This window comes from Atopomonas hussainii, from assembly GCF_900109735.1.
Classification (GTDB): Bacteria; Pseudomonadota; Gammaproteobacteria; order Pseudomonadales; family Pseudomonadaceae; genus Atopomonas; species Atopomonas hussainii.
Genome location: NZ_FOAS01000006.1, coordinates 1 through 20,688, shown reverse-complemented (window position 1 = coordinate 20,688; position 20,688 = coordinate 1). Strand labels below are relative to the sequence as shown.

Annotated in this window: 20 protein-coding genes; 6 read left to right on the top strand and 14 right to left on the bottom strand. The window is 56.5% G+C overall.

All coding sequences use genetic code 11. From position 1 onward, the window contains the following. Positions 1-145: 145 nt before the first annotated feature. The 3 genes from BMX80_RS06910 to BMX80_RS06900 all read left to right on the top strand — a co-directional run bounded on the left by BMX80_RS06910 (position 146) and on the right by BMX80_RS06900 (position 3,997). A complete protein-coding gene (locus BMX80_RS06910; RefSeq protein WP_071870288.1) occupies positions 146-586 on the top strand; it encodes a c-type cytochrome in 441 nt (146 codons plus the stop codon). A 3-nt stretch (positions 587-589) separates the two neighbouring features. Continuing rightward, on the top strand, positions 590-2,014 hold the full coding sequence (locus tag BMX80_RS06905; RefSeq protein ID WP_074866721.1) for a cbb3-type cytochrome c oxidase subunit I: 1,425 nt from the start codon (positions 590-592) through the stop codon (positions 2,012-2,014). Positions 2,015-2,152: 138 nt separating this feature from the next. After that, positions 2,153-3,997: a nitric oxide reductase activation protein NorD gene (locus tag BMX80_RS06900; protein WP_074866719.1), complete on the top strand. Its 1,845-nt coding sequence runs from the start codon at positions 2,153-2,155 to the stop codon at positions 3,995-3,997. A 4-nt stretch (positions 3,998-4,001) separates the two neighbouring features. Here BMX80_RS06900 and BMX80_RS06895 read toward each other — a convergent pair whose 3' ends face one another. Next, positions 4,002-4,184 (bottom strand): hypothetical protein, encoded by a 183-nt coding sequence (locus BMX80_RS06895; protein WP_074866716.1) that lies wholly within the window; start codon positions 4,182-4,184, stop codon positions 4,002-4,004. Between the two features lie 3 nt (positions 4,185-4,187). After that, positions 4,188-4,871: a Crp/Fnr family transcriptional regulator gene (locus BMX80_RS06890; RefSeq protein ID WP_074866714.1), complete on the bottom strand. Its 684-nt coding sequence runs from the start codon at positions 4,869-4,871 to the stop codon at positions 4,188-4,190. A 183-nt stretch (positions 4,872-5,054) separates the two neighbouring features. On the opposite strand from BMX80_RS06890, the gene ubiU reads away from it, so the two are divergent. From ubiU to ubiT, 3 genes are read left to right on the top strand one after another with little or no spacing between them, the layout of a single operon-like run. Beyond that, entirely contained in the window at positions 5,055-6,050 is a 996-nt protein-coding gene (ubiU, locus tag BMX80_RS06885; protein WP_074866712.1) for a ubiquinone anaerobic biosynthesis protein UbiU, read from the top strand. Between the two features lie 7 nt (positions 6,051-6,057). Continuing rightward, on the top strand, positions 6,058-6,948 hold the full coding sequence (locus BMX80_RS06880; protein WP_074866708.1) for a U32 family peptidase: 891 nt from the start codon (positions 6,058-6,060) through the stop codon (positions 6,946-6,948). Further along, positions 6,942-7,472: a ubiquinone anaerobic biosynthesis accessory factor UbiT gene (gene ubiT, locus BMX80_RS06875; RefSeq protein ID WP_074866705.1), complete on the top strand. Its 531-nt coding sequence runs from the start codon at positions 6,942-6,944 to the stop codon at positions 7,470-7,472. The genes BMX80_RS06880 and ubiT overlap by 7 nt, the downstream gene beginning before the upstream one ends. 590 nt (positions 7,473-8,062) lie before the next feature. Here ubiT and BMX80_RS06870 read toward each other — a convergent pair. The 12 genes from BMX80_RS06870 to BMX80_RS06815 all read right to left on the bottom strand — a co-directional run bounded on the left by BMX80_RS06870 (position 8,063) and on the right by BMX80_RS06815 (position 20,584). Continuing rightward, complete coding sequence (locus tag BMX80_RS06870; RefSeq protein WP_074866703.1) at positions 8,063-8,422, bottom strand: hypothetical protein; 360 nt, start codon at positions 8,420-8,422, stop codon at positions 8,063-8,065. A gap of 237 nt (positions 8,423-8,659) precedes the next feature. Next, complete coding sequence (gene tatA / locus BMX80_RS06865) at positions 8,660-8,818, bottom strand: twin-arginine translocase TatA/TatE family subunit (protein ID WP_083394265.1); 159 nt, start codon at positions 8,816-8,818, stop codon at positions 8,660-8,662. A gap of 10 nt (positions 8,819-8,828) precedes the next feature. Further along, positions 8,829-9,461 (bottom strand): nitrous oxide reductase accessory protein NosL, encoded by a 633-nt coding sequence (locus BMX80_RS06860; protein ID WP_074866700.1) that lies wholly within the window; start codon positions 9,459-9,461, stop codon positions 8,829-8,831. 2 nt (positions 9,462-9,463) lie between these two features. Next, on the bottom strand, positions 9,464-10,294 hold the full coding sequence (locus BMX80_RS06855) for an ABC transporter permease (protein ID WP_074866697.1): 831 nt from the start codon (positions 10,292-10,294) through the stop codon (positions 9,464-9,466). Then, on the bottom strand, positions 10,291-11,196 hold the full coding sequence (locus BMX80_RS06850) for an ABC transporter ATP-binding protein (RefSeq protein WP_074866694.1): 906 nt from the start codon (positions 11,194-11,196) through the stop codon (positions 10,291-10,293). Before BMX80_RS06850 ends, BMX80_RS06855 begins: the two co-directional genes overlap by 4 nt. Further along, the gene (locus BMX80_RS06845) at positions 11,193-12,491 is read right to left on the bottom strand and encodes a nitrous oxide reductase family maturation protein NosD (RefSeq protein ID WP_074866691.1); all 1,299 of its coding nucleotides are present in this window, start codon (positions 12,489-12,491) and stop codon (positions 11,193-11,195) included. The genes BMX80_RS06850 and BMX80_RS06845 overlap by 4 nt, the downstream gene beginning before the upstream one ends. Beyond that, positions 12,491-14,410, bottom strand: a complete 1,920-nt coding sequence (gene nosZ / locus BMX80_RS06840; protein ID WP_074866688.1) for a TAT-dependent nitrous-oxide reductase — start codon at positions 14,408-14,410, stop codon at positions 12,491-12,493. The genes BMX80_RS06845 and nosZ overlap by 1 nt, the downstream gene beginning before the upstream one ends. Before the next feature lie 37 nt (positions 14,411-14,447). Then, positions 14,448-16,607: a transcriptional regulator NosR gene (nosR, locus tag BMX80_RS06835; RefSeq protein WP_074866685.1), complete on the bottom strand. Its 2,160-nt coding sequence runs from the start codon at positions 16,605-16,607 to the stop codon at positions 14,448-14,450. A 413-nt stretch (positions 16,608-17,020) separates the two neighbouring features. After that, entirely contained in the window at positions 17,021-17,395 is a 375-nt protein-coding gene (locus BMX80_RS18080) for a DUF6869 domain-containing protein (RefSeq protein WP_407922780.1), read from the bottom strand. Positions 17,396-17,716: 321 nt separating this feature from the next. Further along, positions 17,717-17,980 (bottom strand): hypothetical protein, encoded by a 264-nt coding sequence (locus BMX80_RS17680; RefSeq protein WP_139214036.1) that lies wholly within the window; start codon positions 17,978-17,980, stop codon positions 17,717-17,719. Between the two features lie 1,729 nt (positions 17,981-19,709). Next, positions 19,710-20,174, bottom strand: coding sequence for a hypothetical protein (locus tag BMX80_RS06820; protein WP_074866679.1), 465 nt, complete (start codon positions 20,172-20,174; stop codon positions 19,710-19,712). Positions 20,175-20,275: 101 nt separating this feature from the next. After that, positions 20,276-20,584: a hypothetical protein gene (locus tag BMX80_RS06815; RefSeq protein WP_074866677.1), complete on the bottom strand. Its 309-nt coding sequence runs from the start codon at positions 20,582-20,584 to the stop codon at positions 20,276-20,278. Positions 20,585-20,688: the final 104 nt, after the last annotated feature.

Genomic DNA, 20,688 nt, shown 5'->3' with positions numbered 1-20,688 from the left:
GCCTTTATGGTGGGGCTTTTTCTTTTATTTCAATAAGTTATCGGTTGCTTTGGGTATCTCGGCCTTTCTTGATTCGTATCAAACGGTTTCAGGTGCCTCCCTTCTTAGAATCATTTTGCAAAACATTCATAGGGAGGGTCTCTCCATGGCCGAAACCTTTACTAAAGGGATGGCCAGGAACATCTACTACGGGGGCAGCATGTTCTTTGTGCTCTTGTTCTTAGGGTTAGCCTGGCATACCGAAAAAGTGGTTCCAGAACGTAGTAATGACGCAGAAATGACCGAGGCCGTGGTGCGCGGCAAGCTGGTGTGGGAGCAGAACAACTGCATCGGCTGCCACACCTTACTCGGTGAAGGTGCGTACTTTGCTCCGGAGCTGGGTAACGTGTTTGTTCGTCGTGGTGGTGAAGATGGCTTTAAACCCTTCTTCAAAGGTTGGATGGCCGCACAGCCACTGAACATCCCCGGTCGCCGGGCGATGCCGCAGTTCAACCTGAGCGAAACCGAAGTGGACGATCTGGCCGAGTTCCTCAAGTGGACCTCGAAGATCGATACCAACGACTGGCCACCAAATAAGGAGGGCTAAGCCATGAACGTACATCTGAAGTTTGCCTCGCAAGCCGTGGCCAAGCCGTACTTCATCTTCGCCCTGATGCTGTTTGCTGGGCAGATTCTGTTCGGTTTAGTGCTGGGCCTGCAGTATGTGGTTGGGGACTTCCTGTTCCCAGCTATCCCGTTCAACGTGGCGCGGATGGTGCACACCAACCTGCTGATTGTTTGGCTGTTATTCGGCTTTATGGGCGCAGCGTATTACCTGATCCCAGAAGAAGCCGATACCGAGCTGTATAGCCCGAAGCTGGCGCTCATCCTGTTCTGGGTGTTTGCCGCAGCGGGTACGCTGACTGTGCTGGGCTACCTGTTGGTGCCGTATGCCGGTTTGGCAAAAATGACCGGCAACGAGCTATGGCCCACCATGGGGCGGGAGTTCTTAGAACAACCCTTCGTGACTAAGGTCGGCATTGTCGTGGTGGCCCTGGGCTTCTTGTTCAACTTAGGCATGACCGTGCTTAAGGGCCGCAAGACCGTGGTCAACATGGTGATGATGACTGGCTTAGTGGGCTTGGCGGTGATGTTCCTGTTCAGCTTCGTTAACCCAGAAAACCTGGTGCGCGACAAGTTCTACTGGTGGTGGGTTGTACACCTGTGGGTAGAAGGCGTGTGGGAACTGATCATGGGCGCGATCTTGGCCTTTGTGCTGATCAAAGTGACAGGCGTCGACCGTGAGGTGATCGAGAAGTGGCTGTACGTGATCATCGCCATGGCGCTGATTACCGGCATCATCGGTACTGGTCACCACTACTTCTGGATCGGTACTCCGGGCTACTGGCTGTGGTTGGGTTCGGTGTTCTCGGCACTGGAGCCGCTGCCGTTCTTCGCCATGGTGTTGTTCGCCTTCAACATGATTAACCGTCGTCGGCGTCAGCACCCCAATAAAGCCGTGGCTTTGTGGGCGATGGGCACTGCGGTGATGGCCTTCTTGGGTGCTGGCGTGTGGGGCTTTATGCACACTCTGGCGCCGGTGAACTACCTCACCCACGGGACTCAGATCACTGCGGCGCACGGCCACATGGCCTTCTACGGTGCCTACGCGATGATCGTGATGACCATCATCAGCTACGCCATGCCACGTCTGCGCGGCATTGGTGAAGCGCCGAGCAACAAGAGCCAAGTGCTGGAAATGTGGGGCTTCTGGCTGATGACCATCGCGATGGTGTTCATCACCCTGTTCCTCACTGCGGCGGGCATTCTGCAGGTATGGCTGCAGCGTATGCCTGAAGACGGTGCTGCCTTGTCGTTCATGGCCACTCAAGACCAAATCGCTATCTTCTACTGGATGCGGTTCTTCTCTGGGGTGATGTTCTTGATCGGTCTGGTGGTGTACTTCATCAGCTTCGCTTACCAGCGTAGCGGTGCTCCGGAAGCCATTCCGGCCAGCGAGATGAACAACGCCTAAACCCGACACCTGCCGGTGCTTTGTCACCGGCAGGTTACTGAGGTAAGTCCAGCAAGGGTTGGATTTACCTCAGTAACCTTAAGGCTTTCGGCAAGGTCAGGAAGACCCTGCCGAAAGCTACCGAGCAAGGTGGCTTACATGGCTTTTACCGTAGAGCTAGAAGAGTGGGTTGGCGAACGCTGGCACCACTTTATTACCCGCCGCAGCCACACCGGCTTTGCCGATGCCGCCGTGCCGTTGAGCAGCGTGCAGCGCCGCGTTGGCGTGTTGTTTCGCGCCTTGGGCGGTGCGCCGGGTATGCGGATCGAGGCCGCCTCGCCACGTCAGATGCAACTGCGCCGCAGTTTGCTGCAAAAGGTCGCGGGCACCTGCCAGCACTTGCCGGTGGCGTGGCGCGAAGAAAACAGCCTGCGCTTGCCCGAGCAGCTGGATGTGTTTGCCGAGCCCGCGCTGAATACCGAGCTGTACTTGTGGCTGGCCATGCTTGCCGCGCACACCCCGCAACAGCTGCGCCATTGGGGGCGCGATAACCAGCAAGCGGTGGCTGACTTGCTGTTGGCGTACCCTGCCTTGCAAAGGCGCTACGCCGCTTTAGTAAAAGAGCTGTTGCCGCTGCGCCCCAATCCTGAGCAGTTACCGCCGGCTGAGGCCGCGCTAGAGCGTGCCATTGTGCAGGCGCTGATTGCGCCGGGTTCGGTGCGCGAGTTTCCCGCCAGCAACAAAGCGCCGCAGCCGGTGTGGCTATGGTTGTACCCCGGCGAAGCCTTGGACGCGCCGCAAAACTTAGAAGAGCTTGATGAAAGTGACGAAGGTGGCAGCGCACCGAGCAAAAAAGCGCAGATCAGCCGCCGCCGTGGCGAGCGAGTGCACGAGCCCGATGGCAAAGATGGCCTGTTGCTGTTTCGCCTTGAAAGCCTGTTTAGTTGGTCGGAGTACGTCAAGCTCGACCGCACCGCCGACGATGCCGATGACGTGGACGCCGCGCGTGTGGCTGAAGATCTCGACCAGCTATCGCTGTCACGCCAACGCACGCGCAAAACCGGCGGCCTGCGCCTCGACTTAGACTTGCCCGCGCCCAGCGAAGACGACCTGCCACTCGGCCCCGGCATTCACTTGCCCGAGTGGGATTTTCGCCGCAGTCAGTTGCTCGATGAGCATGTGTGTTTAACCCCCATGCTGCCGCGCGATGCCACGCCAAAACCTTTGCCGCTGCGCTTAAACCGCCAAGCGAAAAAACTGCGCCGCCAGTTTGAACAGCTCAGCGCACGGCGCACTTGGCTGCGCCAGCAACCGCAAGGTGAAGAGTTAGACATGGCTGCGTGGCTGGATTTTCATGTAGAAAGCCGTCACGGGGCCTGTGTCGAGCGCGGCTTGTACCGTCAGCTGGTGCGTCGTGAGCGCGACTTGGCCTGCTTGTTGCTCGCGGATTTATCCATGTCAACAGAGGCGCATTTAGACGATGAGCGCCGCGTAATCGACGGCATTGCCGATAGCTTGCTGTTGCTGGGTGAGGCGCTGGCCAATTTGGGCGATCACTTTGCTATGTACGGCTTCTCGTCGCTGCGCCGCCAGCATGTGCGCTTCTATCAACTAAAAGCCTTTGCTGAGCATTACGGCGACAACGTGCGTGGTCGTATTCAGGCGCTAAAGCCGGGCTATTACACCCGCATGGGCGCGGCGATCCGCCAAGGCACCGCACACCTGACAGCGCAGGGGCAGAGCCAAAAACTGCTGTTGCTGCTGTCTGATGGCAAGCCCAATGACTTGGATGTTTACGAAGGCCGCTACGGCATTGAAGACACCCGCGAGGCCGTGCTGGCCGCGCGTCGCCAAGGTATCGAGCCGTTCTGCATCACCATCGACCGCGAAGCCGACAGCTACTTGCCGTATATGTTTGGCGCCAACGGCTACACCCTGATCAAAGACGCCCTGCAATTGCCCGAGCGTTTGCCGCAGTTGTATCGCCAACTGACGGAGCGTTAAGCCCTTAACGTGGCAGGGCAAAGAACATCACAAAGCAGAACACCACCAAGGCCAGCCAGAACAGCACAAACCAGCGTTGCTTACGGTTAACGCTGCTGGCTTCACTTTCTGGCAGGGCCATGCCGCAGCGCTCGCACTCGGCGGCGCTGTCGGCGTGGCTGTGATTGCAATACAGGCAGCGTTTCATCGCTTACTCGTAGTCTTCTAAGGCGGCACGGTCGAGCACGCGAATATGCCGGCCTTCCAGCTCAATAATGCCGTCGGCCTGCATGCGGTGAATCACTCGCGAAAAGGTTTCGGGTTGAATCGCCAAATGGCCGGCCACCAGTTGCTTGCTCATGGCTAAGTCAAACTCGGGCTGCGCGGCTTCCAGCTTACGAATTTGGCCTAAGAAGTAGCGCACCACACGGTGGGTGGCGTTTTTTAGCGACAGCGTTTCCAGCTCGTTTAAGCGCATGTGTAAACGCATCGACAGCCGTGCCAGCAGGGCTTTGGCCAAGTCGGGGTTTTGCATGATCAGCTGCAAATAGTCGTGGTTCGACAGCTGCATCAACGTCGTCGATTCCACCGCCTCGGCGTTGGCCACGTAGTGCTTGGTGTCCATAAACATCATGGCTTCGGCAAAGGTGTTGCCGCGGCCAGTGGCCTCGAAGACCTTTTCTTGGCCATCGGGGGTAATGCGGAAAATCTTCACGCAGCCATCGATCACAAAATAGAAGTGCTCGGCCAAGTCGCCTTGGCGAAACACCGGCTGGCCTTTGTCCAAGTTGATGATCTTGGCTTGCTCCAGCAGTTGGCTCATTTGCGGCGCTGGTAGTGGCTCAAACAGGTGGTGTTGCTGCAATAGCTGGGCGTGCACGCGTAGCGGGCTCATGGGCTTACCTCATGTGGGGGCACGGCTCGGGACCGTATGCCCGCACAGTGAACCAGCAAATCGGTAACAAAATGTTGCTTTGCATCAAGCCCGCACCGAATCCGCGTGCGGGTTGACGACGGTCAAGGCCGTGCGCCTTGGGCTAGCGCACAGTCGCCGCATTACCGTTACAGGATGCAGGTTATGCAACTGGTTTGTCCGGCTGGCAGCTTGCCGGCCTTAAAAGCGGCCGTGCGCCAAGGCGCCGATGCGGTGTATGTGGGCTTTCGCGATGACACCAATGCCCGCCACTTTGCCGGCCTTAATCTGGATGAAAAGCAGCTTCAGCAAGGCCTAGAGCTGATCCGCAAAGAAGGCCGTCACTTGTATGTGGCGGTTAACACCTACGCGCAGCCTGATGGCTGGGCGCGTTGGCAACGCGCGGTGGATCATGCCGCTGCCTTAGGGGTGGATGCGCTGATTGCCGCCGACCCCGGTGTGCTGGCCTATGCGGCGCAGCACCATCCCGATCTTAATCTGCACTTGTCGGTGCAAGGCTCGGCCACCAATGCGCAGTCGCTGGCGTTTTATCAAAGCCGCTACAACATCAAGCGCGCCGTGTTGCCACGGGTGTTGTCGCTCACTCAGGTCAAGCAAGTAGCAGCCACCAGCCCCGTGCCGGTCGAGGTATTTGCCTTCGGCAGCTTGTGCATCATGGCTGAGGGGCGCTGTCATTTGTCGTCTTACTTAACCGGCGAGTCGCCCAATTTGTGCGGCGTGTGTTCGCCAGCCAAAGCGGTGCGCTGGGAAGAAACCCCTGAAGGCTTAACCTCGCGCTTAAACGGCGTGCTGATCGACCGCTATCAGGCCGATGAGCCGGCCGGCTACCCGACGCTGTGCAAGGGGCGCTTCTTGGTCAACGGCCAACGCTTTCATGCCCTCGAAGAACCCACCAGCCTGAATACCTTGGACTTAATACCGCAGCTCAGCGCCATTGGCGTCACGGCGGTAAAAATCGAAGGCCGCCAGCGCAGCCCAGCGTATGTCGAACAAGTGGTGCGCGTGTGGCGCGCCGCGCTCGACAGCTACCAGCGGGCGCCGCAGCAGTACTGCGTTGAACCGCAGTGGAACAGCGTGCTGGCGGGGCTTTCCGAAGGCAGCCAAACCACCTTGGGCGCCTACCATCGCGCTTGGCAGTGAGGACACCATGCAACTATCTCTAGGCCCTGTGCTGTTCTTCTGGAGCCGCGACAAATACCTGAACTTTTACAGCGAGATGATCGAGCAGCCGCTGGACGTCATCTATCTGGGTGAAACCGTGTGCAGCAAACGCCGCGCCCTGAGCTTGGACGACTGGCTGGGGCTGGCGCGTGAACTTAAGCAGCAATCTAACGCCGAGCTGGTGCTCAGCGGGCTGACCTTAGTGGAAGCGGCTAGCGAGCTGTCGAGCTTGAAGCGCCTGTGCGACAACGGCGAATTGCTGGTCGAGGCCAACGACACTGGCGCGGTGCAACTGCTCAGTGAACGCAAGCTGCCGTTTGTGGCGGGCCCTGCGCTAAACATCTACAACGGCCACGCGCTGCGCGAATACCTGGCCGCCGGCTTACAACGCTGGGTGCCGCCGGTGGAATGCTCGGCGCAGTTGGTCGAGGCCAGTTTGCGGCAGCTGGATGAACTGGGCGTGGCCCGCCCAGAGCTGGAGATCTTCGCCTACGGCCATTTGCCGCTGGCTTACTCGGCGCGCTGCTTTACCGCCCGCGCCGAGAATCGCCCCAAAGACGACTGCCAATTTTGCTGCAACGGTTACCCCGAAGGCATTGGCTTAGACAGCCAAGAAGGCCAGCGTCTGTTCACCATTAACGGGATTCAGACCATGTCTGGCGAGGTGTGCAACTTAATCGCCGACTACCCACGCCTAGCCGCACTGGGTGCCGACTACCTGCGCCTAAGCCCACGGGCCGAAGGCATGGCTGAGGTAGTGCAGAGTTTTCATCATGTTTTGCACGGCGCAGCAGCGCCCTTGGCCGTGAGCGGTTGCAACGGTTACTGGCACGGCGTGCCGGGCATGTTACGCGCGGAGGATGCCGGTCTATGTTGAGCCAAATCCGTTTCGCTCAAGCGAAAAACACCATCGCGCGCTGGCTGCTCAGCGTGGGCGATCACGCCTTGCCAGTGGTGGCCCGCGTGCCGCAAGCGCTGCAGCGTTTGCCGCTACAACCTCTGCTGAACAAGGTCTTCGCCAGCGCCCTGCGGGATGGCGTATTCGATGTGTTGGAAGGCCGCTGGATTCGCCTAAACCTGCGCGATTTAAACCTGTCATGGTGCATGACCATGCGCCGTGGCCAGCTAGAGCTGGCGCAAAATGCGCCCTTCGAGGCCAGCATCAGCGGCAACTGGCGTGAGTTCTTATTACTCGCCAGCCGTCAGGAAGACCCAGACACCTTGTTTTTCCGCCGCCGCTTGAGCATCGAGGGCGATACCGAGTTTGGTCTGGAGGTAAAAAACCTCATCGACAGCCTCGACCCCGACGAACTGCCGCCACGGCTGTGGCAGGCGTTGGTGTGGTTAGGGGAGGGAGCTGCTTTGGATACTCGGGGATTGGTGGCTAAGCCATCTGCCTGAACGTGCGACTGCCACAGCACAAGTGGTGCGGTTGGAATGGAGCTTATTAGCCAAGCTAATTACTGAGTTTGTTGAAGCATCTTGTTTCGCCCTTCCCGGGCGAGTCACTTTTGGCAGTCGCCCCAAAAGTAACCAAAAGCGCTTGCCCCTGCTATCCGGTCCAGCTTCGCTGGATACCTTCGCTCCGGCAGTCTTCCGTGGGGCCACGGCGAAGGGCTATCCCTAGCCCATCGCCGCTTGCGCCGCATCCCTGCGGCTTACCCCACTACAGCCAGCCTGCACTCAGCCGGATAAAAGGGGCGGTGGGAGTTAGCTAAACCAATGGCGCTTTAGCCAGAGCTTTTCGTAGCTCTGACATTGATTTGAAAAACGCCAAACCATCGACCTGCACCAACGCCCCCTTCAGCAGGCTGAGTGGAAGGTTTCTGGAAGAGGTTAAGCGGCATGGATGCCGCAAAGCCCGATGGATCATGGATGGTGGGCCTCTGGACGACTGCATGGATGCAGGAGGTAGTCTGCCCCCCTTATTTCGTTGCTCTTTATTTTTTACTGTTTTGAATGTGCTGCGGAGTGAAATGCTAGTATTTAAGTTAGTTGCTTTGGCCGTGGACTAAATTGATTGCGTCGTTCAAGATTATGAGGCAGTTAAACATTGCGCTGTGTATGGTGTGGGTGTTTTTTTGATTCTCTTCGTAGAACTGATGCCCTTCGTTCTTTATTTGGTAGAAATCAAAAATTGTTTTGGATTTATCGGTAATTAGAGCGCTTTCTTCTAGGGTTGATATTAAATCATATATTTCCTTGGAAGAGTAATTGCTGTAATTTCTTCCAATGTGCTCCGACTCCATGAGTCCAGCGCATTGGGCAAATGTGGCGAAAGAGTTGGTGCCATCTTGTGCAAAGGTTGGGGTAATGACTAATAGTGCAGATGCAATAACTAGCGGCTTCATGGTTGGGCTCTGTTGTGTTGCTTATAGCTAGATAATAAAAGCGTTATGATGTTCTGCATTATAAGTGCTGTGCAAAATTCAGCCGCTGCCTAAACCCTTGTTTCACCAAGAGGACTTCAAGCAACCACAGCACCACAAACAAGAACACGACACCTATAACAGGCCCGCCACCAGCACAAAGCTTGCCACTAAAACGACCCGCCAAAACAGTATCTATCCTTGATCATCCTGTCCACGTCAGCTTTTCCCCTCTCGTTCATCATCACTCGCCACCGCCCCACGAAACCCCTTAATCGCGCTACCCACGTCACTGCCAAGGGTTTTCAGGCGTTTGCTGCCAAACAGCAAGATCACAATCAATAACACAATGGCCAGTTGCCAAAAGCTGATGCCCATAGTGAGTTCCTCAGTGTTGTGCGTGGTCGTTATGCGCCGGCATGTCGTGCTCGGGCATTGCGTGGTTCGGCATGCTGTGCGCTGCGGGGGCAGGGCCGGCGCCGTGGCTGCTGTGGGCGCTGTGGCCGTGCATGCTGTGGCTGCTGAGGCTGGCCAGTTGTTGCAGGCGCTGGTGGTTAAAGTCGCCTATGCGCAGCACTTCGCCGTGTTCTTTGTTGGCCAGTATTTGTGCTTGTTCGGCGTCGGCAAAGCTGGCCAAGGTCACGCCCATGGCGCCGGGTAGGCTGGGGGCGACGACAAAGTAGGCGTCTTGTGCGTTGATCAGGTGGCGGTCGTCGGGGTGGTGCCAGTCGCTGCGGCCCATGTCGTGCACGAACAGCGCGGTTTTTTGTGTTTGGTTTTCCGGCTGTAAGTACCAGCCGATCAGCTCGGCGGTGGAGCAAAACTTTTTCGCTTGGCCTTGGCCGAGCACGGCTTGGCCTTTGGGGCCGGGAAAGTCGGTGATGGCCATGCCGCACACGTGGCATTCGTCACCTTGGTGAAAGGCCACCGGCTCGGCTTTCAACGCCTCAGTGGTTTGTTGTTCGCAGCCGACTAGGCCCACGGTGGCTGCCAGCAGAAGGGAGAGCATTGCGGCACGCATGGTTACACCTCACGTCGATGAAATAGGTAAAAGGCTAGGCTCAGGCTGATGGCGCTCCACGCCAATAGGCAGGCCCAGAGCAGGCCGCTGCCGTGGGGCAGGTCGCTGCCCAGTTGCATGAGGCCGCTGACGCTGCCGGCGGCTTCGAAGCCGGCCACGTTGAGTAGGCGGAAGATGTCGGTGGGGTTGGCCAGTAGCAGCCACGGCAGCAGGTCGCCGCTGAGCTGTCCTTGGCTGACCACTAAGATGGCCAACAGGCCCAGGTCGAACACCAGCACAAAGGCAAACCACAGGCCGAGTGCTAGACCGGCGGCGCTGGATTTCTCCCGCGCTAGGCTGCTGAGCGCGTAGGCCAAGGCGATAAATACCAAGCCCAATAAGATGCTGGAGGCCATAAAGCGGCCAAAGGCCCACAGCAGCAGGCTGAGCTGTATATCCGGCACCAGCGCGGCAATCGCCAGTGCGGCGCTACCAAAACCCAGCACGGTGGCTAAGGCCAGAATGCCGCCGTGGCCAATAAATTTGCCCAGCAACATTTGCCAGCGCGCTAAGGGGTAGGTGAGTAGCAGCAGTAGGGTGCCGCCTTCGTCTTCACCGACGATGCTGTCGTAGGCCAACAGCAGGGCAATCAGCGGCATTAAGAAGGTGGCTAAACTAGCCAAGCTGGCGATGGTCGAGGGAATCGAGGTAAAGCCCACTTGCCCAGCGGCGGCGGCGCCTAACCAAGCAATGCCGACCGCGAGCACGGCAAACAGCAGGCTGATGGCCAGCAACCAGCGGTTACGCAGGCCGTCGGCAAATTCTTTGCGGGCGATGCTCAGTACGGCGTTCATTGGTTGCCTCCGGCTTGCTGCATAAAGTGGCAGTAGAGGTCTTCCAGCGAAGGTTGATGCAGCTCCACATCGCTCACCGCGCTTTCGGCCAGCAGTTGGCGTAGCACGCCGAGCTTGCCCTCTTGCCCAGTGCTGACTTCAAACCAATGCCCGCCATTGATCGCGCTGGCCGCTAAGCCTTGGGCTTGCCAGTGTTGCGTGCCGCGCGCTTGGCTGTCGTGCAGGCGAATGCGAATTGGCAGACCCGCTTGGGCGCGCAGGCTGGGTAAATCGCCCAAGGCTTGCAGACGGCCACCGGCGAGAATCGCCGCGCGGTCGATATGCCGCTCCACGCCCGGCAATACGTGCGAGCAGAGGATGATGCTGGTGCCGTGTTGGCGCAGTTGGTCGATCAGTTGATAGAGGCTTTGCGTAGCGATGGGGTCTAGGCCCACAGTGGGCTCATCGAGCAGCAATAAGCGCGGCGTGCCGAGCAGGGCTTGGGCGAGGCCCAAGCGCTGCCGCATACCCTTGGAGTAGGTTTTTACCCGCCGCATGGCGGCGTCTGTCAGGCCTACTTGTTCGAGCAGTTCGTCGCACTGGCTAAGCGCTGCGCCTTTAAGGCGCGCGAAGTGCTGCAAGGTTTCGCGGCCAGTGAGCTGAGCGTAGAAGCTGACGTTCTCTGGCAGATAGCCCAGCAGGCGGCGCACATCGGCGTGTGCGGGGCTTTGTCCGAGCACGCGCACGTCGCCACGGCTGGCTTTGAGCAGGCCCAAAATCAGTTTGATGGTGGTGGTTTTGCCCGCGCCGTTATGGCCAAACAGGCCCAGCACTTCGCCTTCGGCAAGGGTTAAGTTGAGCTCGTGCAGTACTTGGCTGGCGCCGTAATGCTGGTCTACACCGGCGATGTCTACGGCATTCATGGCTGGTCCTCCACGGCGCGCACTGTTGGCGGCGCCAATAATGGGTGGCTGTCGCGCACCCCCGGCGATTTGGTCACGGGGAAGGCTTCTTGCGCCCAGCGCAGCAGCTCGATGCCGGGGCTATTGAGCAGCAAACGCACTTGCGGGTAGAGCCACAGCAGGCGGTCGACGTTGTCGTTAGGTTCGTAGGCCACATCGCCGAGGCCGTCGCCGTTGCGGTCCCAGCCTAGGTAGTCGCTCCAGAAGTTGCCGCGCCCGTCTTGCGACCATTCTTGGGTGCGCGTAGCAACGTATTTGACCTGCTGGCGGTTGTTGATAAAGGCATTGCCGCTGATCTTGTTGTCTTCGGAGCCGGCGGTTAAGTGAATGCCTAAGGCGCTGTCGCTGAAGTGGTTGTTTTCGATCCGATTAAACTGCGAGTTGTAGATAAACACGGCTTTGCCTTCGCCGCCGGGGATCATCCCGTCGTAGCCGGCGTTGCCGTCTTGCACACGACTGATGTGGTTATCGCGTAGGGTTGAATAGGTGATGTAGTTCATCAGGATGCCGTAGTTCTGGTCATCCTCTGAGCGGTTGCCGATCACCGTGAGCTGACGGCTTTGCATCAGCGCGTAGCCGGTGCGGGTGCGGCGGGTTTGGTTATAGAGCACCTTGTTGTTGTGCGAGAACATGTAGTGAATGCCGTAGCGCACGTCCTCCAGCACGTTGCCTTCCAGGTGGTTGCCGTTGGAGGTGTCGATATAAATACCGTCGCGGGCAAACTGCACGCGGTTATTGCGCGCCTTGGCGCCGCTCACGGCATATAAATGAATGGCGTTGCCGCGATCTTGCGAGCGCACGTCTTTCGGGCCAATGATCTGGTTGCCTTCGATCAGCACGCCTTGCGTGGCATCGACCCACACGCCAAAGGCGGGGGCCAGTAAACGGTTGTTGCGGATCACCGTGGCGCTGGCTTGGCGCTGAATAAACACGGCGGAATCCAGCGTGGTGAGGTTATTGCCACTGTTTTGCAGCTGGCAGCCTTCGACCACCACGTTGGCGGCACGAATATCCAGCACATGGCCGTGGCCGTTGCCATCTAAGATGGCGTCCTCGGCGCAGCGCAGGGTCATCGGCGTGTCGATAACGACATTGCCAACATAAGTGCCGGAGCCGAGTAACCAGCTGCCATCGGCTTGCGCTTGGAGCGGCAAGGCGGGCAGCGGGTTAACCGGGGTAGCGCTAACCGTGGCCGCAGCGGCCAGCGGGCTGAGCACGAGGCTCAACCCGAACAACAGGCGTGCGGCCAAGGTCATTAGGCGGGCTCCACAATCAAGCGGCCGACCATTTCCATGTGCAGCGCGTGGCAGAACCAGTTGCAGTAGTACCAATGCACGCCGGGCTTGTCGGCGGTAAAGGTGACGGATGAGGTCTGCTGCGGGCTGATCTCCATGCTCACACCGTGGTTGACCAAGCAGAAGCCGTGGGTCACGTCTTCGATCATGTCGAGGTTGGTGATGGTCACGGTGACTTCGCTGCCTTGCTTAACGCGAATTTCCTGCACGCCGAAGGACGGTGCCAACGAGGTCATGTACACGCGCACTTTGTTGCCGTCGCGGATGATCTTGTTGTCTTCCTCCAGCTTGATGCCGTCTTTCTTGGCGATGGCCACGGTGTCGGCAAAGTAGGGGTCGTCGCGCTTCCAGATCTTGATCGGCTTGATCTGGCTGCGGTGGGCCAAAATACAGTCGTGCGGTTCGGCGTAGGTGGGGCCGTCGTGCACCAGCTTCATTTCATCGCCGGAGATGTCGATCAGCTGATCGTTCTCGGCGTGCAGCGGGCCGGTGAGCAGGAAGCGGTCTTTAGAGAACTTACACAGCACCACCAACCACTTGCCGTCGGCATCGCGCGATTCGGTCAGCGAGGCATGGTTGTGGCCCGGCTGATACTGCACATCGAGCTTCTGCTTGATGTAGTTGACCTTCTCGCCGTTGTAGGCGCGGATGGCGGCGTCGATGTCCCACTTCACCACTTGGCTGTCGAGGAACAGGGTGGTGTAACCAAAACCACGGCCATCGAAGGTGGTGTGCAGTGGCCCTAAGCCCAGCTCCGGCTCGGCCACGATCACGCCGCGCGGGTCTTTGATCTTGTCGGCAAACAGGTCGTCGAGCTTGTCGATAGCAATCACCGACACCGTGGGCGACAGCTTGCCGTTGGCGATGAAGTACTTGCCATCGGGCGAAGTGTTCAGGCCATGCGGGTTCTTCGGCACCGGAATGTAGCGGGTGAACTCGCTGTCTTTGCCGCCTTTCTTACGGCCATCGACCACCGGCACTTTGGAGTCGCCAATGGTGGTGAACTTGCCGGCTTTAATCGCTGCTTCGATGCGTGGGATGTTAAACACCACGGCCCAGTCGCGCTCTGCGCGCATCATGCCGCCCAAATCCACCGCGCCTTCGGAGTTGTAGCAGGTGGCGCAGGCGTATTTGCCGGTGTAGTCGGCGTCGGTGTTGTCGAGGTTGCCGTCGACAATCACTTGGAAGGCCATCTCCATCTTCTCGGCGTCGATGGCGTTGAACATGGTGAAACGCTCGCCGGACATGACGTCGAGGTTGGTGCCGTCGTTGGGCTGCGGAATGATGAACTCGCCGTTAGCGAACACATACTTGGTGTACGGCACCTTTTGCAGGCGCAAGCCGTGAATGGCCTGCACGTTGGGCACGGTGATCATCTTGTCGCACTTCATGATGTCCAAACGAATACGCGCCACACGGGTGTTGGCTTTGTCGTTAATGAACAGGTACTTGCCGTCGTAGCGGCCGTCGGTCATGGAGATGTGCGGGTGGTGACTGTCGCCGTTCTTGAACTTGGCGCTCTCGCCCATGATGCGCTTACTTTCATCGGTGATGCCCCAACCAGAGGCCGAGTCGGTGTTAAACACCGGAATCCGCATCAGCTCGCGCATGGAGGGAATGCCCAGCACGCGTACTTCGCCGCTGTGGCCGCCACTCCAGAAGCCGTAATACTCATCCAGCTCGCCGGGGGCGACGTGGGCGTTGTTGCGCGCTTCGTTAACGGCAGCGGCCCAGCTTTCGCGGCTCATTACCGCCGAGCCTAAGCCTGCCGCGCCGGCTAAACCGGCCGCGCCAGTGATCGCGGTAGCACCTAAAAAGCCACGGCGGCTAAGGCTGGGTAGGGCGCTTTCAGAGGGTGGGGTTTTGTTCTTGTCGCTCATGGCAGTTCTCCTAGATAGGGACGCAGTTACAGCGGTATTAGGTATCGAGAGTGGTGGCAGGGATCAGCTCGGGGTTAGCGCCTTCCGCAGCCGCGCGCTTCCTGCGCTTGTGCTTCAAAATCAACGGCGGGCACTTGTTTTCGTTGTGATAGGTCATCTGGCAATCGAGGCAGTAGTGGCACTCGTTGGCATTGATCTGGCCATTGGGGTGAATGGCCTGAATCTCACATTCTTTGGCGCACAGCTGGCACGGGCTGCCGCATTCGCTGCGGCGCTTGAGCCAGTCGAACAGGCGGAATTTGCTGGGGATGGCCAGCGCCGCGCCCAGCGGGCACACGTAGCGGCAGTAGACCTTGCGGGTGAAGATGTTGATCACCAGCAGGAACACGGCGTAGAGCACAAACCACCATTCACGCTGGAAGAACAAAGTGATGGAGGTTTTAAACGGCTCGACTTCGGCAAAGCGTTCGGCGGTGGCGAGGGAGTCCAGCGACAGGCCAAACAGGCCCAGCAAGATGATGTACTTCACCGCCCACAGGCGCTCGTGCACGGCAAAGGGCAGCTCGAACTGGCGAATCTTCAGCTTGCGCGCGGCTTCGTTGATCAGCTCTTGCAGGGCGCCAAAGGGGCACAGCCAGCCGCAAAACACGCCACGGCCCCAAAGCAAAATGCTCGCGGCGGTGAAGGTCCAGAGGATGAAAATCATCGGGTCGGAGAGGAACAGCTCCCAGCGGAACTCTTGCATCACCGCGTGGGTGAAGGTCAGCACGTTGACCACCGATAGCTGGCCCAAGGCGTACCAACCGATAAACACCACGGTAAAGGTCAGGTAGCCACGGCGCAGCCAATGCAAGAAGTTGGGGTAGGCGGTGAACTTGTCCTGCCAGAACATGATGACGGTCAACAGGCCTAAGGCGAAGGCGAGCACACCGATCTGGAAGCTGCGCTGATACCAGATATTCAGCCACATAGGCCGCGCGGCTTCTTCGGCAGCGGCCAGCTCAGCAGCGGTGGGCAGCGGGCGGTCGATATAGTTTTCGGGAATCTGATAACCCAGCTCGAAACTGACGAACTCGCCGCTGGTGGGGCCAGTTTGGCGGCGTACCAGCAGCTCGAGGCTCCACGGTGCGCCGGGGTCGAAATGGTGCTTGTCGCGGACGATAAAGATCGCCATTTCTTCCAACGCTGGCGCACCTTGCGCGGTGATGTCGTACAGGCGCTGGTAGTCCAAATCGCGAAAACTAATGGTCTCGCTGTGCTGGCGCAGCTGAATGCGGTCGAAGATGCCGCCGCGCACATAGCCCGAGCCTTTAAACGAATAGCCGTTACCCAGCACAGCAATGGCGTGCTCGCCGTCTTGCAGCTCGCCCATCAAGGCGCGGTAGCCGATATCGCCCAGCAAGTTGCGGCCAATGCTGGGCGCGTTTAAGTGCGCAGCGTAGAGATCAATAAAGCTGTCGCCACGCTGATCGGGTGCGCTTTTGTCGATGTCTTCGGCAGGGCTACCGGCAAACGCATCATCCACTTGGCCACGGGTGAGCAACAGGCGACGCACCGCGCCATTGCCGGTGAGGGTGGCCCAGTCACTGGCTTCATACAGGTCGGTTTTAATGCTCGCCGGGCGGCTGGTTTGGCTGGCTATTGCGCTAACCAGCTCAAGGCTTACGGCAACTTTATGCGCTGCGCGCATGACGGTTTCATTCAGCACCATCACCGTGACGGTGGCGCCAGTAACGGCATCGATGGTCACCGCGTTCGGGTCGCTAGAACGACCCACTACCACGCGCTGATTAACATGAATGCCGGCAAACTTGGCCGAGAAATCGTGCAGCTTGGACTCTGGAATGCCGGTGAGCAGAATCGGCTCGTGGTGCTCTAGCACATAGGCATCTTGGATCACGCCTTGCGTATCAAGCAGCACTAGCATGTTAATCGGCTTGCCAGAATAGGCCGGCAAATCCAGCACGTTGCGGCTTTCAAAGGCAAAACCCAGCAGGGTGTCGCCTTGCAGAATGCGCTGCACGGCAAACTCGCCCTCAGCAGCGCTGAGCTGGGTGTACGCGGGGAAGGTGGCTTTAATGCGCTGGCTGATCAGAGCCTGTTGGTCGGCCTGTGCTGCACTACAAAGCAGCAACCACAGCAGGCCCAACACAGCCAAAAGCTGCTTGCCGAATGTCCTTGGCTGAACGCCCCGCATGACGGCGCCCCTAAGTCAGTGAATGTGCCGCCATGGTTTCACGCCTTCAGGCTGCGACAATTTGACTCAGGTCAAGTAAGAATTATTTCTGGATATGACGGGGGTGGGTATTTGGTGAGGAAATATATATGTAGTGCTTGTTTGTGCTGTTATTAAACTCGATCCATACTGTCAAAACCTTCCGATGCTTACCGCAAATAACCCGCCGGCGAACCTACAAGCGGCGCCGCGGAGATTGAGCTAAACGCCAAAGCTAACGACAAAACCGCGCACTGAAAAGCGGCGTGTGGTGTCGTAGTGGCGGTGTGGTTTCCGATCATTATTTGAAGCGCCCTAACGATTAAGCTAACGGACGTCCAAAAGCGCAGCTTTTGGACGTCCAGCTCACGAAGTGAGCGGCGTTGAGCGCATTGTTAGAACCCAACACCTTGGTTTTTGTATGCGTACTGCTGAGTAAGGCTATACCACTTTTTGTAAGCAGAAGCCTTGGGGCTTAACCAGACGCATGATAAAGCCAGACGTACTTTAGATGAACGTCTAGCGGGTGCCTCTAGTGCTTCAGCCGCATCGCATCCAACCCTTGTAAGTAGATCCTCTAAAGGCCCTGAAGCGACATAAGCTATTTCTGTGTCGTTTGTAGCTGCTTCAATTAGAGCCAAGCAAAGAGATACACCATGCTCTAGATTGTGCATTGCGCTATCGACGGCATCCCACGCCCAAGCGAGCGCGTCATCCTTGCTTCGGTAGTGAATGAGATATGCAGAGGCTAATTCAGGCGGCGCATTCATTGCTTTGGGTTCTAACGTTTGGTTAAGGGGCGGACAAAAGCGCAGCTTTTGGACGTCCCAGTGAGCGAAGCGAACGACTTGAACCACTTGTTAGGGTTGCTCTCCAAATGTAATTTCATAAAGGCCTTGATTCCAAGCATTTGCGAGTGGGCTGGATTTTGATATGGCTTTAGAAAAACCATATTTTTCCGAAGCTGAAGCAAATGCAATTGGTTCTCCGTTTCTGAGTAGTGCTACGGCGTTACCGTCAGGTGACCATTTAAAAGAAAATTCAGCCTCTGACGGATTTGTAATAACTGTCGCCGCACTTGCAATATCTTTTTACAATAACGGAGTATCTCCCGTCTGTTCGATTTTTTCCCAATCGACTTTCTTCAGAGCTGGAGGCTTGCGAGAATATGCAACAGCATCTTTGATGGGGCGCTGTGTTCCGGCTTCTGTTAGATAAAGAAAAGCAATACTCTCATTGTCTTCTAGTATGGCGAGTCGATTAGAAACGGGGTTGAGAGAATGAATAAATATTTTATTTGCATTTGAGTGCATAGAGACACCAATAAATATTGCAAAAGCGATGGCTTTGATCATGTTTCCCTAACGTTTGGTTAAGGGGCGTCCAAAAGCGCAGCTTTTGGACGCCCCAGTGAGCGAAGCGAACGGCTTGAATCACTTGTTAGGCGTTTATCAAAGTTGAGAGAGAATAAATTGAGCTTCGTTCTTCATTCCGATTTGGGCTAAATACTTGGCAAAAATATGCCACGGTGGAATGTTGCTCATATATTCACCGGGGCCTGTGTACATGCCACCGCCTGGGCCGGTATAAAGTCCACCACCAGGCCCTGTGTATAAACCTCCACCGGGGCCAGTATATGCGCCGCCGCCCGGGCCGGTATAAAGTCCACCGCCTGGGCCCGTGTATAAGCCTCCTCCTGGCCCTGTATACATTCCGCCTCCAGGGCCAGAGTACATTCCGCCGCCAGGACCAGTGTATGCGCCACCACCAGGGCCGGTGTACATTCCACCGCCCGGGCCGGTGTATAAGCCGCCACCAGGTCCGGTATATAAGTTACGTGGCCACATATTGTCCTCCTAGATGTTTATCTTCGCCTAACGATTAAGCTAACGGGCGGCCAAAAGCGCAGCTTTTGGACGTCCAGCGAACGAAGTGAGCGGCGTTGAGCGCATTGTTAGGTGCCAACTCCACCGCCAAATGTGGAAAATGGATAGCAAACGCAAAGGGTGGCTTTTGGGAATACTATGCCAAGGAAAACTCCAGCGATGACTGAACAAAGCGCCCACCAACCGATGGTACTAAGCGATACAGGCATTGGGCCTAGCAATAGCCTACCAAGCACGCCAATCCAAAAGCAGCCGAAGCCACCTACGACGGCGCCTAGAGTTCTATCTTTTCGGGTTATAGGAGCATGCCACCACTCGATTAAGTTATGACGTTTTCGTTGTAGATAGCCGAGAACCATAATTGGCACCTAACGTTTGGTTAAGGGGCGGCTAAAAGCGCAGCTTTTAGACGTCCCAGTGAGCGAAGCGAACGACTTGAACCATTTGTTAGGCCGCTGTCCGGTATGCGAAGGTCATTTTCTCTTTTTGCTTCTCTGCAGTGCATCTAACGCTTTTGCAAATGATGGCGATAGTTTCTCGCTCTCAGGGCCAGAGTCTCTTAGTGAGTACGCGATTGCATCTATGGCTCTTATTTGAGTCTCGATTTCAGTCAGCAGACTTGCTGCCTCAATTCGGACTGCAAGAGACTCAATCCATGTAGGGTCATGATGTATGACTTCAGGGGATGTGGCAGCAAATTTACGAACTTCTTCTGCGCTGCTTTTAAGTAGTTGCGAGTAGTTCGTCATGACTTTAGGCCTAACGTTTGGTTAAGGGGCGGCCAAAAGCGCAGCTTTTGGACGTCCCAGTGAGCGAAGCGAACGACTTGAACCACTAGTTAGAGCTGTTCGCGGAAAATTTCTGTTTGGCAAGGCGGATTAATAACTTTAGAACTCTTGTTGTTAAAATGGAAATGACCGCCAATGCTGATATATAAAATGCTAGCGCGGAAATTGTTATTGGCCAAGATACGGCGCTAGCACCTTCTTTATAGCACTCCCCCAAGATTCTTGGGCAGCCTATATACAGGTAATAAAGGCCAGCACAAAATCGCACTGACAGCGCTAGAAACGATGTAATAAGCCACGGCTTCAGGTTTTTCGGATGCATGTATGGCTCTAACGATTAAGCTAACGGGCAGACAAAAGCGTAGCTTTTGGCTGTCCAGCGAACGAAGTGAGCGGCGTTGAGCGCATTGTTAGGTGCATAACCTCTTGGCTAATTTGGTGATTTGTTCTTCACACTCTTTTCTTGTTGCCATAAAGCCTTCGGGATACCCATATTCCGTAGCGCACTCATCATGCCAGACTGCATTTTTGCATATTTCTTTAAGTATTTCTGGTGCTGATTTGTAGTTGGATATTAAGCCTACTTTGTAGCCAAAAGCATCGACACTGAGATCTCCAGCTAAGAAGCTTTTTGCGTAGTATTTTGCAGCTTCAATGCTGTGACTTTCTCGAGTTTTTTCGTGTAACCCTAGCTCTTTAAGGCAGGCTTCAAACAATGGCCCGACAGTTGACATTATTTTTTCTGTCTCAAATGCTAGTGAGGTCAAGCACTCGGATTCTACTCCATTAAGAAGCGCTTGCATCGCAACATCAGTCAGCTCTTCGTTTGTGATCAGCTGGAAATAATAAAGTGCTGATGCTTGCTCGATATTCATGATTGCTAGCACCTAACGATTAAGCTAACGGGCGGCCAAAAGCGTAGCTTTTGGACGTCCAGCGAACGAAGTGAGCGGCGTTGAGCGCATTGTTATATGCCTTACTCAAGATATCCATCAATAGGGTTAACTGTAAGTTGGTTATCGAAATTATGTGGCTTCAGTAAGCCTAGATTTTTTGTTTGCAGGAAAATCACAAAAGTTTCTATTTCGCCGGCGCTTGCGTATTTATAAAGAGTTGTGCCGGCGGGCAGTGTGCCTGTTGTGTCTGGAGATGCTTGTAATTTTAGAGGCTTTGTTAGCTTGAAGACGCCAGACTCAAGTAATTGCCACTTTTGCCAGAATGCTCCTGCAAAAAAGAAAGCGATAAATCCTAGGGCGGTGAATATGATTTTCAGTTTCTGCTTCATTGTCGATACAGGCATATAATGAGGGAGCTAAGCGGCACCGAGGCTCTGCCGAGGGAACGGCAAAAGCATGCTTTTGCCGTGTCCGCTTGAGCGACTTGTTAGGT